Source organism: Streptomyces sp. NPDC059816 (assembly GCF_042732055.1).
Taxonomy (GTDB): domain Bacteria; phylum Actinomycetota; class Actinomycetes; order Streptomycetales; family Streptomycetaceae; genus Streptomyces.
On the sequence record NZ_JBHWIQ010000003.1, the window covers coordinates 205,377 to 220,225 of the forward strand.

12 protein-coding genes are annotated in these 14,849 nt (G+C 73.0%); 7 read left to right on the forward strand and 5 right to left on the reverse strand.

What is annotated here, in order from left to right; genetic code table 11:
• Positions 1–366 precede the first annotated feature (366 nt).
• From ACFV88_RS05725 to ACFV88_RS05745, 5 genes are all read right to left on the reverse strand, one after another.
• Complete coding sequence (locus ACFV88_RS05725; protein WP_385486389.1) at positions 367–1,812, reverse strand: hypothetical protein; 1,446 nt, start codon at positions 1,810–1,812, stop codon at positions 367–369.
• The gene (locus ACFV88_RS05730) at positions 1,812–2,489 is read right to left on the reverse strand and encodes an RNA polymerase sigma factor (RefSeq protein ID WP_385486390.1); all 678 of its coding nucleotides are present in this window, start codon (positions 2,487–2,489) and stop codon (positions 1,812–1,814) included. The genes ACFV88_RS05725 and ACFV88_RS05730 overlap by 1 nt, the downstream gene beginning before the upstream one ends.
• A gap of 595 nt (positions 2,490–3,084) precedes the next feature.
• Positions 3,085–3,765, reverse strand: a complete 681-nt coding sequence (locus ACFV88_RS05735) for a hypothetical protein (RefSeq protein ID WP_385486392.1) — start codon at positions 3,763–3,765, stop codon at positions 3,085–3,087.
• An 80-nt stretch (positions 3,766–3,845) separates the two neighbouring features.
• A complete protein-coding gene (locus ACFV88_RS05740; protein ID WP_385486394.1) occupies positions 3,846–4,352 on the reverse strand; it encodes a hypothetical protein in 507 nt (168 codons plus the stop codon).
• Positions 4,353–4,747: 395 nt separating this feature from the next.
• Complete coding sequence (locus ACFV88_RS05745) at positions 4,748–6,376, reverse strand: glycoside hydrolase family 20 protein (protein WP_385486396.1); 1,629 nt, start codon at positions 6,374–6,376, stop codon at positions 4,748–4,750.
• A 1,025-nt stretch (positions 6,377–7,401) separates the two neighbouring features.
• Between ACFV88_RS05745 and ACFV88_RS05750 the strand changes: the two genes are divergently transcribed.
• From ACFV88_RS05750 to ACFV88_RS05780, 7 genes are all read left to right on the forward strand, one after another.
• Positions 7,402–7,875 (forward strand): 2-oxo-4-hydroxy-4-carboxy-5-ureidoimidazoline decarboxylase, encoded by a 474-nt coding sequence (locus ACFV88_RS05750; RefSeq protein WP_385486398.1) that lies wholly within the window; start codon positions 7,402–7,404, stop codon positions 7,873–7,875.
• 329 nt (positions 7,876–8,204) lie between these two features.
• Positions 8,205–8,585, forward strand: a complete 381-nt coding sequence (gene sdhC, locus ACFV88_RS05755; protein ID WP_351249482.1) for a succinate dehydrogenase, cytochrome b556 subunit — start codon at positions 8,205–8,207, stop codon at positions 8,583–8,585.
• Positions 8,586–8,590: 5 nt separating this feature from the next.
• Entirely contained in the window at positions 8,591–9,082 is a 492-nt protein-coding gene (locus ACFV88_RS05760) for a succinate dehydrogenase hydrophobic membrane anchor subunit (RefSeq protein WP_385486400.1), read from the forward strand.
• Between the two features lie 22 nt (positions 9,083–9,104).
• Positions 9,105–10,859 carry a succinate dehydrogenase flavoprotein subunit gene (gene sdhA, locus ACFV88_RS05765; RefSeq protein WP_385486401.1) on the forward strand — a complete coding sequence of 585 codons (1,755 nt, stop codon included), beginning with the start codon at positions 9,105–9,107 and terminating at the stop codon, positions 10,857–10,859.
• Positions 10,859–11,617 (forward strand): succinate dehydrogenase iron-sulfur subunit, encoded by a 759-nt coding sequence (locus ACFV88_RS05770; RefSeq protein WP_385486403.1) that lies wholly within the window; start codon positions 10,859–10,861, stop codon positions 11,615–11,617. Before sdhA ends, ACFV88_RS05770 begins: the two co-directional genes overlap by 1 nt.
• Before the next feature lie 278 nt (positions 11,618–11,895).
• Positions 11,896–13,206, forward strand: a complete 1,311-nt coding sequence (locus ACFV88_RS05775; protein WP_385486405.1) for a lipase — start codon at positions 11,896–11,898, stop codon at positions 13,204–13,206.
• Positions 13,207–13,366: 160 nt separating this feature from the next.
• On the forward strand, positions 13,367–14,815 hold the full coding sequence (locus ACFV88_RS05780; RefSeq protein ID WP_385486407.1) for an FG-GAP-like repeat-containing protein: 1,449 nt from the start codon (positions 13,367–13,369) through the stop codon (positions 14,813–14,815).
• Positions 14,816–14,849 lie beyond the last annotated feature (34 nt).

Genomic DNA, 14,849 nt, shown 5'->3' on the forward strand with positions numbered 1-14,849 from the left:
GTGTTCTGCTGTTGTTTTTATATTTAGATAGGTTGTGGGGGGGGCTATCGGGGGGTTGGGGTTTATCGGGGGGGGGGGGGGGGGCGCCGGGGCCCCCCCCCCCCCCCGCGCCGGTGGCGCCGAGCCGTAGGTACGGGGGGAACCCCGGCTCGCGCAGGGCCGATGACCAGTCGGCTCACTTGATACTGCGCCATCGCTCGGCAAAACGTCACACCTGGCGGAAAGTTTCTCCACCTTGACGAGAACTGTGCAGGTCGGAACCGGTTCCGTCGGGACATAAAGGACGAATATCGACCCAGATCGTGGCCGGTACTCGTCGTTCCGGCGAGCCGATGCCGGCACACCGAGGCGGTTCGTACGCCCGGATCAGGGGTGGGAGTAGGCCGCGGGGGTCGCCGCGGGCGGGGCGGGTGCGGTCTCGGTGGGCGCGGGTCGGGTGGACCCGGCTTCGGCCGGCTCGCCACCGGTCACCGGCGCCGGGCGGTCCGTGGCCCCGGCCGTGCGACCGCCTCCGGGCAACCCTCCGCCGGCCACGCCCCCGCCGCCCCGACGGGGTCCGGGCCCGGCACCACAGTCGTCACCGTTGCCCTCGCCGTCGCCCTTCCCCTTGCCCCCGTTGCCACCGGCGCCTCCCGTCCCACCGGCGCCGCCGTACCGGCCGTTCGCGTCCCGGCAGCCACCGCGGCCCTCGCCCCGGCCGTCATCGCCGCCCTTGCCGTCGGCGCCACCGGAGTCGCGGTCGCCGTGGTCGTGGTCGCCATCGTGGTCCTTGCCGTTCCCGGGGCCGTCGTCCCCCCGGCCCCCGGAATCACGGTCGGGGTCCTCGTCCTGCGAACCGGGTTGCGCTGCGGGCCCGGTGGCCTTCTCGTCATCGGAACCGTCGGCGGCCTGGCGGTCGAGATCGAGGAACCGCTGACAGAACCGGGCCACCAGGGCGGCTCCGTGGGCGGCCCGTTCCAGCCGCCGGACGCCCTCGGCGTCGAGCTCGCCCGCCCGGTGCCGTCGACAGTCGGCGATGGTCCGGGCCGTGACGTCATCGTGCTCCTGGTGCTGCGGAGCGGTGCGGTCCGGGGAACCGGGGCGGGGCGAGCCGGAGACACGCGGCGGCGACTGGGACGCGGCACCGACCGACCCGCCACCGGACCGGTCACGGCCGGACGGGGCGGGGCTCCGGGACAAAGAGGCCGAGGGTTCGACCGCGGGCGTCCCACCGGCAACGCCTGCGGGCCCCTGCCACTGGTCCTCGAACGGTGTCGACAGCACGCCCGTCCCGGTGGCGACCGCGACCCCGCCGACCATGCCCGCGGCGAGCACGGCCGCGACCGCGAACCGCACCGGACGCGCCCAGCGGGCGGGGCGCCGCCCGTGCGCCGGCGCACCGGCGACGATCCGTACCGTCGTGGGCAGTCCGATGGTGATGTCCGGTCCTGGTGCGGCGCCCTCGGGCTCGGGGTGGGCGGCACCGGCGCCGCGGAAGGCGCGCGATGTGCGGTACGCGGCCAGCGCCGCCGCCTCACCGGGCAGTTCGGCGCCCGCGGGACCGCTCCCCGTACGGTGCGGGCCGTCCAGGTCGGGGAACCCGATGTGCTGGACCTCCTCGCCGGAGGGGTCCGGCGGGCCCGAACCGGTCGGCCACTCGCGGGGGGCGTCCCGCGGGGCGGGCCCGCGGGCCTGTGCGGTCAGTGCGTCCAGCAGTCCGGCCAGGCGCTCGGCCCGCTCGCGGTAGTGCTCGTCGACGTCCTTCGGGGGTTCTCCCCGCAGCAGGCGTTCCGCCACCTCTCGGTCAAGCCAGGGGTCCTGCTCGTCGGGCATCACATGTCCTTCTGCGTCCGCGTTCGCGAATGCGTCACACCCGCCGGCATGGCCGCGCGCGGGTGCGGGCGGCGGGGCCGGGGCACCGCATCGAGGCGTCCTGGGGGCGCAGGGTCCTCCTCTTCGGGCTCGTCACCGAGCAGTTCGGCGAGACGTTTCAGCCCCCGGTGGGCGGCCGTGCGAACGGCTCCGGGCCGCTTGCCCAGTGCCTGCGCCGCGGTCTTCGCGTCGAGCCCGACGACGACCCGCAGCACGACCGCCTCGGCCTGGTCCTGCGGGAGCCTGGCTATCAGGGACAGCGTCCGGCTGGTGGCCAGCGCCTCCATGGCCTCGACCGCGGTGTCCGACTCGGCGGGCTTCCCGGTCAGCTCGGTCTCGTCGGCACCTATCGCGGGGCGGCGGCCCCGCATGCGTATGTGGTCGAGCGCACGGTTGCGGGCTATGCGCGCCGCCCAGCCCCGGAAGCGGTCGGCGTCGCCGCTGAACCGGTCGAGGTCGCGCGCGATCTGGAGCCACGCCTCCGAGGCCACGTCTTCGGCGTCCGGGTCACCGACCAGTGTCCGGACGTATCCCAGCAGCCGCGGATGCACCGAGCGGTACACCGTTCGGAACGCCCCGTCATCCCCGTGCTGAGCCGCAAGCAGCGCGGCGGTCAACTCCGCGTCGTCCCCCAGCACTCAACGCACTCCCTCTTCGCGCCCGAACCGGCACCGCTCTCGCGGGGTCGGCTGTTCACCGTCCTGGTTTTTCCGTCCATGGTTGCGGTCCCTGAATGACCGCGGACGTCGATGGCCCGCACTCGGCGCGAAAAGCACGCTACGGCCTGAAATGCGTCCACGTCCATGTTTGTACAAGGCGCAACTAGTGGTCGGAAGAGTGGGGTGTGACACAAATCGAGCCTCCGGCGCAGTAGTAGTTACGGGCCGCCGCGCGGCCCGTGCCGTGCGGCGACCGGGGCCTCTCCTGTGGGGGGTGGCGGCCCCGGTCGTTGCCTTCACTGGGGCTCCTCCCCTTCGCTCGTGCCTTCTGTCGGGCCACGCTCCGGCCTTCGTTCCGCCGTTGTTCCGGCCTTCGTTCCGCCTTCTCCAGGCGTTCTTGCCCCTCCGGTCCCACCGTTGCCCCACCCCCGTGCGCGGGTGCGCCGGTGCGTCGCGGGGAGCCGATCGGCGTGGCACCCGGCTCGCCGAACGCCCCGCCGACCACCCTGGCCACCCTCGCGAACCGGCCACCGCCGAGCCCACGACCGGCCCGGAACACCGGGCACCGAGCCGTTCAGTTCCGGCCACGGGACCGTCGGGAGACCACGGCACGCAGCACCCGCCGCCCCTCGGTCGTCACCGCGTGCGCCTGGCGCAGCCCCCCGGCCCCCCGCGCGGCGAGCAGTTCTAGGACCGCGACCTGCCGACGCAGTTCGGCGGCGGCCAGCGGGGGCAGCTCACCGCCGCGGTCCGCACGGGGTGCGGTGAGCGGGTCGTCCGGCCCGCCCTCGGGACGGTCGCCGGCCGGGAGGTCCGCGCCCGGCCCGGGGTCGAGCAGCAGATGGATGCGGAGCGCGGCCACCGAGCAGTCGTCCGCCCATGTCCGCAGTCGGGTGTCGGTCGACGCCCCGCCCCGGAGCTCCTCGGGGAGCGCGGCGGGCGCGGTGCTCAGCATCGCCAGGGCCCGCCGCACCACCGCATCCCCGACGGCGTCTCCGCTGCCGTTGTCGCTCCCGCTCCCGTCCTGAGCCGCGGCTCGCTCCGTCAGCGCGGTCCGGACGCGGTCGAGGCGGTCGCCCCAGGTGGCCGCGTCCGCCCCGGGCGCGCCGTCGCCGGCGTCGCCGAGACTCGCCCACAGGGGGCGGAGCAGTTCGTCGTCGCCGCCGAGCAGCGGCACACAGCGGTCGAGACAGGCGAGGCCGCTCACGGCGAGCCCTCTCGCGTCCGCCCCGGCGATCAGTTCGACCAGGCTCATGGTGCCTCCCGTGCCAGCGGCGGGGCGCCCTCTGCTCGGCGTCCGCACGTGTCCCTTCTGCGTGTGACGCGCCGTCGGCGTCACAGTCGCACCACTCCGAGACGTTCCAGGAAGCGGAAGAAGAGTTCCTCCGCAGACGGTTCCGCGGGGGCGCTCAGCACCTCGACCAGGGGTCCGGCGGTCACCGTCAGCCCGGCCTCCGCGGCCCAGGCGACCGCACGGTCCGCGGCGTCCTCGGGCACCAGGAAGTAGTCCTCCAGGGCCCGCTCGTCCCCGCCGATGTGGTCGGCCATCGACGCCCGGTCGAGACAGGCCGTCCAGCCGCCGCCGCTCGGGGCCGCCGCCTCCACCACGACGCACGCACTGTCCATCACGTATCCGAACAGGGCCGGCGCCCCGGTCTCCGAAGCGAGGGCGTTCATGCTGCCGATCGACGTGCCCTCCTCGCCGTCCCGGCACTCCCAGACCTGCCAGCCGTCGGCGCGCCGCTCCAGCAGTCCCAGTTCGCCCCGGACGGCGGCGAGCGCGTCCGTGCCGTCGAGCGGCTGCTCGCCCCGGCCCACGACGTAGTAGCCCCAGTAGCCCATCCGGCCTCCCCCGTCCCCGTTCGATTCCCGCCACTCACGGGCGCCGACCAGACCACCACACTGCTCGGGCCGTCCGCCACCCAAAGCGCGGTTTCGGTGGGTCGCGGACACCGGCGGGATCGCTCCACGGCCGACCCGGCGCCCGACCCGCCCGCTTCGCCCCGCTATGCGCTCGCGCCGCGCTCCCCCGCGGGACCCGGCGCGTACGGCGATGATCGTCATCGCCGCCACCGATGTGTCGACCCGTGCGTACGGCATCCGCCCGAGGAGGCACCTGTACGCGCCATTCTTCGCCGGGCGGTCAACCGGACCGCAGGTGGGCGCTACCGCCGCAGGTAGACCTGCTGCCACTCCACCGAGACCTCGATGCCGAGCGCCCCCGCCACCCCGGCCGGTCAGTCGACCCGGTCCGCCAGGGCGACGAACTCGTTCCAGCCCAGGGGCGGTCGCCCCGGGTCCCAGAGTTTCTGTGCGGTCGCCCGCAGCGGCATCCGGATGCCCGCCGCGATCCGTTCGGGGGTCTGCGCGTTCGGGAAGTCGCCCCAGACGCCGAAGACCCCGCCGAGGATCTGCCGGTCGTAGCGGCGGTCGACGGGCCGGCTGCCGCGCACCACCAGCGGGGTCCACTCCTCGTAGATCCGCCGGCCGGTCGGGTAGGTGAACTGGTTGGGCTCGCCCAGGACGTAGTAGAGGTACTCGTCGTTGTAGTTGACCAGTTGGCGCCCGGTGCTCAGGTACGCGGTCGGCTCCCGGGCCCCGATCTCCTTGCCGGTCCAGTACGCGGCCTCGATGTCGTCGGCGGGCTGGACCCCGTCGCGAAAGAAGCCGTCGTTCCAGGCGCGCGGTTCGCGGCCCAGCTTGCGGACGGTCTGCGCCCGGTCGTCCAGCCAGCCCGTGGCCAGGTCCTCCACGGTGCCGTCCGCCCCGTACCGTTCGCGGGCCGCCGCGGCGAGCTGGGGGAAGCGGGCGGCCGGGTCGCTGGAGAAGAGGGCCGGGTACTCGTCGCCGCCGACGTGCCAGTACGGACCGGGGAACAGCTCCGCGTACTCACGCAGCAACTCGTCCACGATCCGGGCGGCGGCCGGCCGGGAGATGTCGACGGCGCCTCGCGGCGCGGCACCGTTCGTCCCGCGCAGTTGGAGGTCGGGGTGCGCGGCGATCACCGCGCCGAGGTGTCCGGGCGAGTCGATCTCCGGCACCACGTCGATGTGCCGGCTGCGGGCGAGCGCGACGATCCGGCGGACCTCGTCCTTGCTCAGGTGGTCCCGGGACACCACTTCCGGATGGCTGTCGGAGGCGATGCGGAAGCCCTGGTCGTCGGAGAAGTGCAGGCCCAGTTCGTTGAACTTGAGGTCGCCCAGTTCCCGTATCCGGTCCTCGATCCAGCGGGCGGCGTACGGTTTGCGCGCCGTGTCCAGCAGGAAGCCGCGCCGGGGCTTGGCCGGCTCGTCCCGCACCACGCCCTCGGGGGCGGTGCCCGCGTCGCGGACCGCCTGCTTGAGGGTGCGGGTGCCGTAGAACACGCCCCGCTCGGTGGGTCCCTCGATCCGCACCCGCTCGTCCCGCACGGTCATCGTGTACGACTCGGGGCCGCCCCCTCCGCCGCCGCCGAGGGACAGTTCCACGTCCCCGCGCCCGGCTGCCTCCTCCGCCGCGTACGCCACCCCCAACTCGTCCGCGGTGAGCCGGCCCTCGTCGGCGAGCGCGGGGTCCGTGACGACCAGCCGCGCGCCGGCGGCGGGCCGCCAGCCGGGGCCCCGGGCGGAGGTGTGCTCGCGGACCGCGGGGATGGTGCGCGGTGCCCGGGACGGTGGATGGGTGGGGCTGGCGCTCGGCGTCCGACCCTCGGTGGGCGTAGCGGTCGAGGCCGCCGGGGAGTCGGCGGAGGGGGTGCCGTCGCCGCCGGGCCACAGGGCGAGCAGCGCGCCCGCGGTGGCGGCCAGCACCGCGAGGACGACCACCAGCACGAGGACGGTTCTGCGCCGGGGGCGCGAACGGGAGCCGTCACCACCCGCACCACTCATCGCGCCCCCCGTACGTCCGCCGGCGTACGTACGGTGTCCGCCCCGGTCCGCTCGCGAGCCGGCGCCCAACCCCCTCCGGGTACGCGGACCGGCACGGGGGTCCGCTCCCACCCGGGTACGCGGACCGGCCGGGGTATGCGCCCCGGCTCGGGTGCGGATTCCCGCGTACGCGGGCGACCCCGTCCGGGTACGCGGACCGACACAGGGGCGCGCCCCGGCAAGGACGCACGTTCCCGCCCGGGTACGTGGCCCAGTGCGAGTACGCGATCCGGTCGTGGTGTCCGGCCCCGGACCGACGTACGACCCGGCACGGGAACACGCCGCGGCCCGGGTATGCGTTCCTGCCCCGGCGCGTGACCCCGCACGGGTACGCACCCCGGCACGAGCGCGCGTTCCCGCCTGGGTGGGCGGCCCCACCGGGGTACAGGGCCAGGCCCGGGTGTGGGTACCGGCTCCGGTGGGCGACCTCGCCGGGGCGGGCGCCCTGGCACGGATATCCGTTCCCGCCCGGGTGCGCGACCCAGCCGCGATGCACGGCCCCACCTGGACGTGCGACCCGGCACAGGCGCGCGGCCCCGCCCCGTCCGGCGGGGTCGCGTACGCGGACAGGTCTGCGTCGGAACCCCCGGTCGTGCCTCGTTCATGCGTACGACCCTCCCCCACCCCCGGGTGCACCGCACCCCAAGCGCGTCCCTATCATCGGCTCGCGGTCATGCGTCCCGCGCGTCATCCCGGCGGGGCCGAACTCTTCCGTTCGAGTGAGTTGCACGCACCCGTCGGACGCCCCCGGGCCCCGGGTCGCTAGCGTGGCTGCGCAGACCTCACCCGTGCCGCCCGCACCACCCGGCACACCCGCCGACACCCGGCCCACCCGCCGACACCGGGCGCCGTCGCCCCACCGGCCCCGCCGTCCTCCGCTAGGAGCCACGCTGCCCTCCCACGGGTCCCTCCGACCGCCAGGCCGCGCCGCCCCACCACCCGCCCAGCGCACCCCCGTTCCGACCGCGCCCGCGACCCTCAGCTGGTTGAACGCCTGCGCCCCGCACATCGCCTTCGCAGCGTTCCTGGGCTGCTGCGCCAGTCGCCGTTGGGCCACCCGGCTCGCCGCGCACCGCCCCTACCCCGATCTGGAGGCGCTGCTCGCCGCCGCGGACGAGGCGGCCTACGACCTCACCGACGCCGATCTCGCCGAAGCGCTCGCCCGGGAGACCGCCACGACGCCCCAGCGCACGGCGCGGCCCGGCCACTTCGCGGCACGGACCGCACTGAGCGCCGCGCACGCCGCCTACGAGAGCCGGTTCGGACACGCCTTCCTGCTCTGCCTCGACGCCTGCCCGCCGGAGGAAGCCCTCGATCGGGTGCTCACCGCGATCCGGTCGCGGCTCGGCAACGACCGCGAGGACGAGCGGGCGCTCACCACCGAGGAACTGCGCCGGATCGCCCGGGGTCGACTCGCCCGACTGGTGCTGAACACCCGGCCGGGGCGCGACGGAGGGTGACGCGAACGGAACCCGAGGCCCCGGTTCCCCGCCCCCGAAGCTCGAACCCGCGTACGGATGCGACCCCCAGCCGGATACACCCCGGCAGGGATTTGACCGAAAATAGCCGAAAACTAATGCTCTGACCCCCCTGAGGGCGGTGCCGGAAAGCCTTCTCGATAGCCCGTACGTGCCAGTTTGATTGCCTGTTTGATCACACCGCCGGGCCCGGCGTGAACGTTCCGACAACTCGTCGCTACGATGGCCGGGGCCGGTGGACCGTACCCGGCCGGGCCCGACCGACACCCCAAGCCGGCAGGCTCTGATCCCCGCTCCCGGAGGGTTCTTCCGTGCCGGCTGGAACGCTGTACCGCGGCCGGGAAGGCATGTGGTCCTGGGTGGCTCATCGAGTCACCGGTGTCCTCATCTTCTTCTTCCTGTTCGTCCATGTGCTGGACACCGCCCTCGTGCGTGTCTCCCCCGAGGCGTACGACAAGGTCGTCGCCACCTACAAGACGCCCCTCGTCGCGCTGCTGGAATACGGCCTCGTCGCCGCAGTCCTCTTCCACGCGTTGAACGGCCTGCGGGTCATCGCCGTCGACTTCTGGTCGAAGGGTCCCCGCTACCAGAAGCAGATGCTGTGGACCGTGGTCGGCATCTGGGTCGTGCTGATGATCGGGGCCCTGTACCCGGTTCTCGGCCACGCCGTCCGTGAAGTCTTCGGGAGCTGACGCACATGTCGACCGACCTCTCCGCACAGTCCGGCCCGTCCGGCGTCGGCGCCGTCGAGGGCGCCCCGCTCTACAGCGCCGACAACCCCGCCCCCTTCATCGAGGCGCCCCGCAAGCGCACCGGCAAGACGCCGAAGTCGACGCGCGGGAACTTCGAGCTGTACGGGTGGCTGTTCATGCGCCTGTCCGGCATCGTCCTCGTCGTCCTCGTCCTCGGGCACCTGCTGATCCAGCTGGTCCTCGACGGCGGCGTCTCCAAGATCGGCTTCGCCTTCGTGGCCGGCCGCTGGGCCTCGCCGTGGTGGCAGACCTGGGACCTGGTGATGTTGTGGCTGGCGATGCTGCACGGTGGCAACGGCCTCCGCACGGTCATCAACGACTACGCCGAGCGCCCGAACACTCGACTGTGGCTCAAGGGCCTGCTCTACACCGCCACGGTGTTCACGATCCTGCTGGGCACGCTGGTGATCTTCACCTTCGACCCGAACATCCGCTAGGCACGGGGCTGAGGCAACCGCTATGAAGATCCACAAGTACGACACCGTCATCGTCGGCGCCGGCGGCGCCGGAATGCGCGCCGCCATCGAGGCGACGAAGCGCAGCCGCACCGCCGTGCTGACCAAGCTGTACCCCACCCGCTCCCACACGGGCGCCGCGCAGGGCGGCATGGCCGCCGCGCTCGCCAACGTGGAGGAGGACAACTGGGAGTGGCACACCTTCGACACGATCAAGGGCGGTGACTACCTGGTCGACCAGGACGCCGCCGAGATCCTGGCGAAGGAGGCCATCGACGCCGTCCTCGACCTGGAGAAGATGGGCCTGCCGTTCAACCGCACCCCGAACGGCACCATCGACCAGCGGCGGTTCGGCGGGCATTCCCGCAACCACGGCGAGGCCCCGGTCCGCCGCTCCTGCTACGCGGCCGACCGCACCGGCCACATGATCCTCCAGACGCTGTACCAGAACTGCGTCAAGGAGGGCGTCGAGTTCTTCAACGAGTTCTACGTCCTCGACCAGCTGATCACCGAGATCGACGGGGTCAAGCACTCCGCGGGCGTCGTCGCCTACGAGCTGGCCACCGGCGAGATCCACGTCTTCCAGGCGAAGGCCGTGATCTACGCCTCCGGCGGCACCGGCAAGTTCTTCAAGGTGACCTCCAACGCGCACACCCTGACCGGTGACGGCCAGGCCGCCGTGTACCGGCGCGGGCTGCCGCTGGAGGACATGGAGTTCTTCCAGTTCCACCCGACCGGCATCTGGCGCATGGGCATCCTGCTGACGGAGGGCGCCCGCGGTGAGGGCGGCATCCTCCGCAACAAGGACGGCGAGCGCTTCATGGAGAAGTACGCGCCGGTCATGAAGGACCTCGCGTCCCGTGACGTCGTCTCCCGCTCCATCTACACGGAGATCCGCGAGGGCCGCGGTTGCGGTCCCGAGGGCGACCACGTGTACCTGGACCTCACGCACCTCCCGCCGGAGCAGCTCGACGCCAAGCTCCCGGACATCACGGAGTTCGCGCGCACCTACCTCGGCATCGAGCCCTACACGGACCCGATCCCGATCCAGCCGACCGCGCACTACGCCATGGGCGGCATCCCGACGAACGTCCAGGGCGAGGTGCTGTCGGACAACACCACCGTCGTCCCGGGCCTCTTCGCCGCCGGCGAGGTCGCCTGCGTCTCCGTGCACGGCGCCAACCGGCTGGGCACCAACTCGCTCCTCGACATCAACGTCTTCGGTCGCCGCGCGGGCATCGCCGCCGCCGAGTACTCCGCGAAGGCCGACTACGTTGACCTGCCTCAGGACCCGGCGCGACTCGTCGTCGACCAGGTCGAGAACCTGCGTGCCTCCACCGGCACCGAGCGGGTGGCGGAGCTGCGCAAGGAGCTCCAGGAGACGATGGACGCCAATGTGATGGTGTTCCGCACCGAGCAGACCATCAAGACGGCCGTCGACAAGATCGCCGAACTGCGCGCCCGGTACAAGAACGTGTCCGTGCAGGACAAGGGCAAGCGGTTCAACACGGATCTGCTGGAGGCCATCGAGCTGGGCAACCTGCTCGACCTGGCCGAGGTCATGGCCATCTCCGCGCTGGCCCGCAAGGAGTCCCGCGGCGGTCACTACCGCGAGGACTACCCCAACCGCGACGACGTCAACTTCATGCGCCACACCATGGCGTACCGCGAGGTCGACGCCGCCGGCTCCGAGACCGTCCGTCTCGACTACAAGCCGGTCGTCCAGACCCGCTACCAGCCGATGGAGCGTAAGTACTGATGGCAACTCCCGTACTCGACAAGGTGGAGGCCGAGGCCGCCGCCTCCCACCTCATCACGGTCACGTTCCGCATCCGGCGCTTCAACCCGGAGGTGTCGGCGGAAGCCACGTGGGAGGACTTCCAGTTCGAGATCGACCCCAAGGAGCGGGTCCTCGACGGCCTCCACAAGATCAAGTGGGAGCTGGACGGGACCCTGACGTTCCGCCGCTCCTGCGCGCACGGCATCTGCGGCTCGGACGCGATGCGCATCAACGGCCGCAACCGGCTGGCGTGCAAGACGCTGATCAAGGACATCAACCCCGAGAAGCCGATCACGGTCGAGCCCATCAAGGGCCTGACGGTCCTCAAGGACCTGATCGTCGACATGGAGCCGTTCTTCCAGGCGTACCGCGACGTCATGCCGTTCCTGATCACCACGGGCAACGAGCCGACCCGCGAGCGCCTCCAGTCCGCCAAGGACCGCGAGCGCTTCGACGACACCACGAAGTGCATCCTGTGCGCGGCGTGCACCTCTTCCTGCCCGGTGTTCTGGAACGACGGCCAGTACTTCGGCCCGGCCGCCATCGTGAACGCCCACCGCTTCATCTTCGACTCGCGCGACGAGGCCGGCGAGCAGCGGTTGGAGATCCTCAACGACAAGGACGGCGTGTGGCGCTGCCGCACGACGTTCAACTGCACGGACGCCTGCCCGCGCGGCATCGAGGTCACCAAGGCGATCCAGGAGGTGAAGCGGGCGTTGATCACGCGCCGCTTCTGAGCCACCTCGTCTGACGTGCTCCGTCCCGTCCGACGACATGTGTGAGGGCCGTCGCGCTTCCCCGGAAGGGGGGTGCGGCGGCCCTCGTGCGTGCGCCACGGCGGGGCGAGCGGGCCCACCACACGGATGGGTGCAGCGCACGCAGGACAACCCTGCGTTCCGTGCGGGGGCGGGGCGGGGGCTGGCACCAGGGTGATCGGGGGGATCGCTCCAGTGCGGTGGAGCGCGTGCCGCACCAGGCTGAACGGGTCCTGGTGATCACGTAGTTGGGAGAACCCATGCCCGTTCCCACGTCCCCGAACCCACCGACCGCGACCCGATCCCCGCGCCGTCCCCGCAGACGTGGGGCCATCCTGTGCTGCGGACTCCTGCTGACCGGGCTGACCGGGCTGACCGTCGCCCCCACCGCCCACGCCCAGCCCGCCGCCCAAGCGTCGGCGTTCCACGAAGGGCGGGGCCGGGGCTCGTTGGTCTCCGCCGAGCGGCTCTACACCCTGGCGACCCCCCGGGAGGTGACCGCGGAGCTGACCGCGGCCGGGTTCGGGGACGTCGAGGTCCGGCACGGGGTGGTGGCGTACCGGCTGGAGTACCGGACCGTCGATCCGCACGGGCAACCCACCACTGCGAGCGGGCTGTTCGCGGTGCCGCTGGGCAGCCCGGTGCGACTGCCGGCGGTGTCCTTCGCGCACGGCACCGGCAGCCACAAGGACGACTCCCCGTCCATGCGGCGCGGGGCGTTCGTGTCCGCGCCGGTGATCGCGTACGCGGCGGCCGGTGCCGCGTCCGTCGGGCCCGACTACCTCGGGATGGGCACCGGCCCCGGACTGCACCCCTGGATGGACATCGGCTCGGAGACCACCGCGTCCTTGGACATGCTGCGCGCGGCCCGCGCCTTCGCACCCCGCACGGGTCATCTGCTGGAGCGCGAGGTCCTGGTCACGGGCTTCTCGCAGGGCGCATCGGCGGCGTTGGGGCTCGGTCGGGCGTTGGAGGCGGGCGCGGACCGCTGGTTCCGGCTGGGCGCGCTGGCACCGGTCAGCGGGGCGTACGACTTCGGCGGCACGGAACTGCCCGCGCTGCTGGCGGGCGAACTGGACCCCAAGTCCAGTGTGCTGTACGCGGCTTACACCCTGGTGGCGTTCAACCGGCTGCACCACGTGTACGAGGAGCCCGGCGAGGTGTTCCGAGCGCCCTACGACCGCACCGTCGAGGCGCTGTTCGACGGCGCCCACACCGGTGAGCAACTGATGCGGGGCACGCCGGGCACGCTGGACGCGTTGCTGACCGAACACGGCCGCGACCTGCTGGCCCGGCCGACCGGCGGCCTGGCCGCGGCACTGCGCGAGACCGACGCCGTGTGCACCGACTGGATCCCGCGTGCCCCCGTCCGCCTGTACGTGGCGACCGGGGACGAGCAGGCCGTCACCGCCAACACCGACCGCTGCCGGACGGCGCTGCTCGACAACGGGGTGGACGCCCCGGTCATCGACGTCGGCGCCGTCGACCACCGCGGTTCCCGGCACCTGGGGTCCAACGTCGCGGCCACGTCGGCGATCGTGCGCTGGTTCGGGGAGTCGCGCGGGCGGTGACCGGGGCCCGGGGGCGCCGGCCGGACGCACCGGCGCCCCCGGCCGACCGGCGGGTCCACGGGAGGGGCCACACGGCGGTCGCGCACCCACCACAACCGTCACGGCCCCCCGGCTGTCCTACGGGTCAACAACCAGCCACCTCGGATGACTTGGAGTCCCCGTGCGCACTCGGTTACGGACGTACGTCACAGCAATCGCCGTCATCGCGACGGCCACCGCGGGACTGACCCTCCCCGCTTCGGCAGCCGCTCCCGCACTGCCCGACGGCGACTTCAACGGCGACGGTTACACGGACCTCGCCGTCGGCGTGCCCGACGGCACGGTCGGCGGCAAGGCGAAGGCGGGGTACGTCAACATCGTCTGGGGCGGCCGGAACGGACTCGGCGCACACGGCAACATCCGCATCACCCAGTCCAGTCGCGAGATCCCGGGCGTCCCCGAGAAGGGCGACCGCTTCGGCGCCTCGGTGACCCTGGTGGACACCAACGGCGACGGCATCGCGGAACTCTTCGTCGGCGCCCCCGGCGAGGACGTCAACGGCATCGCGGACGCGGGATCGGTCACCGCGGTGGGCGGCGCCCGGGACCGTCCGGGCCACGGTGCGATGGTCGCCACCGGCCCCGCGCCGTCCGCGGCGTTCGGGCTGGCGTTCGCCACGGCCGACCTCACCGGCGACGGCAACAAGGACTTCGTCGTCGGCGGCAAGGACAAGGTGGTCCTCCGCACCGCCGACGGCCTCGCCAGCACGGTCCTCACCGCCCCGATGGGCGGGCGCGCCCCCGCCCTCACCACCGGTGACTTCGACGAGGACGGCACGGCGGAACTGGCCGTCGGGTACTGGACGCAGAACAGCCCGTTCACCCAGTCGCACGTGCGGCTGTGGGCCTGGGATGCGACCGAGCAGCTCATGGCCAACACCTGGAACACCGACAATGCCGGGGTCTCCGCGCTCGCCGCGGGCGACTTCGACGGGGACGGCAGCGACGACCTGGCCCTCGGGGAGTGTCGGGAGATCGCCGACGAGAACATCGACGACCCCTGCGGACCCGAGGCGTTCGCCAAGGGCGGCGGCATCCACGTCCACTACGGCGACGCCGCACCCGGCAGCTTCGGCATCCGCAGACAGACCCTCAACCAGGACACGGTGGGCGTGGCGGGCGTCGCGGAGGTCGGCGACCGCTTCGGCGCCGCGCTCGCCGTCGGCGACGTCAACCGCGACGGCCGGGACGACCTGGTGGCCGGCGCCCCCGGCGAGGCGATCGGCACCCGTGCGGGGGCCGGCGCGGCGACCCTCCTGTTCGGTGGCCCGACCGGGCTCGTGGACGCGCGGGGCGAGGGGCACTCCGTCGGACTCCAGCAGAACACCCCGCGGGTGCCGGGCGTCGCGGAGGCGCGTGACGCGTTCGGTGCCGCGGTGGCCGTCGGTGCGTACGGGCGGCGCGGGCGGGTGGACCTGGCGGTCGGCTCACCCGGCGAGAACGCGGGCTCGGGGGGCGTGTGGCTGCTGCCGGGGGCGGGGGCCAATGGTTCCGCCGCGCTCACGCCCCGCAAGCTGGGGCTGCCCTCGCCGGCTAGTGCGCTCGCCTACGGGCGGCACGTCAGCGAGTAGCGCACGGCTGTGGGACGGGGGCGGGCCGGGTCGG

Coding starts and splice junctions, on each gene's coding strand:
- ACFV88_RS05770 (WP_385486403.1), top strand. CDS start 10,859: ATGGCAACTCCCGTACTCGACAAGGTGGAGGCCGAGGCCGCCGCCTCC.
- ACFV88_RS05760 (WP_385486400.1), top strand. CDS start 8,591: ATGTCGACCGACCTCTCCGCACAGTCCGGCCCGTCCGGCGTCGGCGCC.
- ACFV88_RS05740 (WP_385486394.1), bottom strand. CDS start 4,352: ATGGGCTACTGGGGCTACTACGTCGTGGGCCGGGGCGAGCAGCCGCTC.
- ACFV88_RS05745 (WP_385486396.1), bottom strand. CDS start 6,376: ATGAGTGGTGCGGGTGGTGACGGCTCCCGTTCGCGCCCCCGGCGCAGA.
- ACFV88_RS05775 (WP_385486405.1), top strand. CDS start 11,896: ATGCCCGTTCCCACGTCCCCGAACCCACCGACCGCGACCCGATCCCCG.
- sdhA (WP_385486401.1), top strand. CDS start 9,105: ATGAAGATCCACAAGTACGACACCGTCATCGTCGGCGCCGGCGGCGCC.
- ACFV88_RS05735 (WP_385486392.1), bottom strand. CDS start 3,765: ATGAGCCTGGTCGAACTGATCGCCGGGGCGGACGCGAGAGGGCTCGCC.
- ACFV88_RS05725 (WP_385486389.1), bottom strand. CDS start 1,812: ATGCCCGACGAGCAGGACCCCTGGCTTGACCGAGAGGTGGCGGAACGC.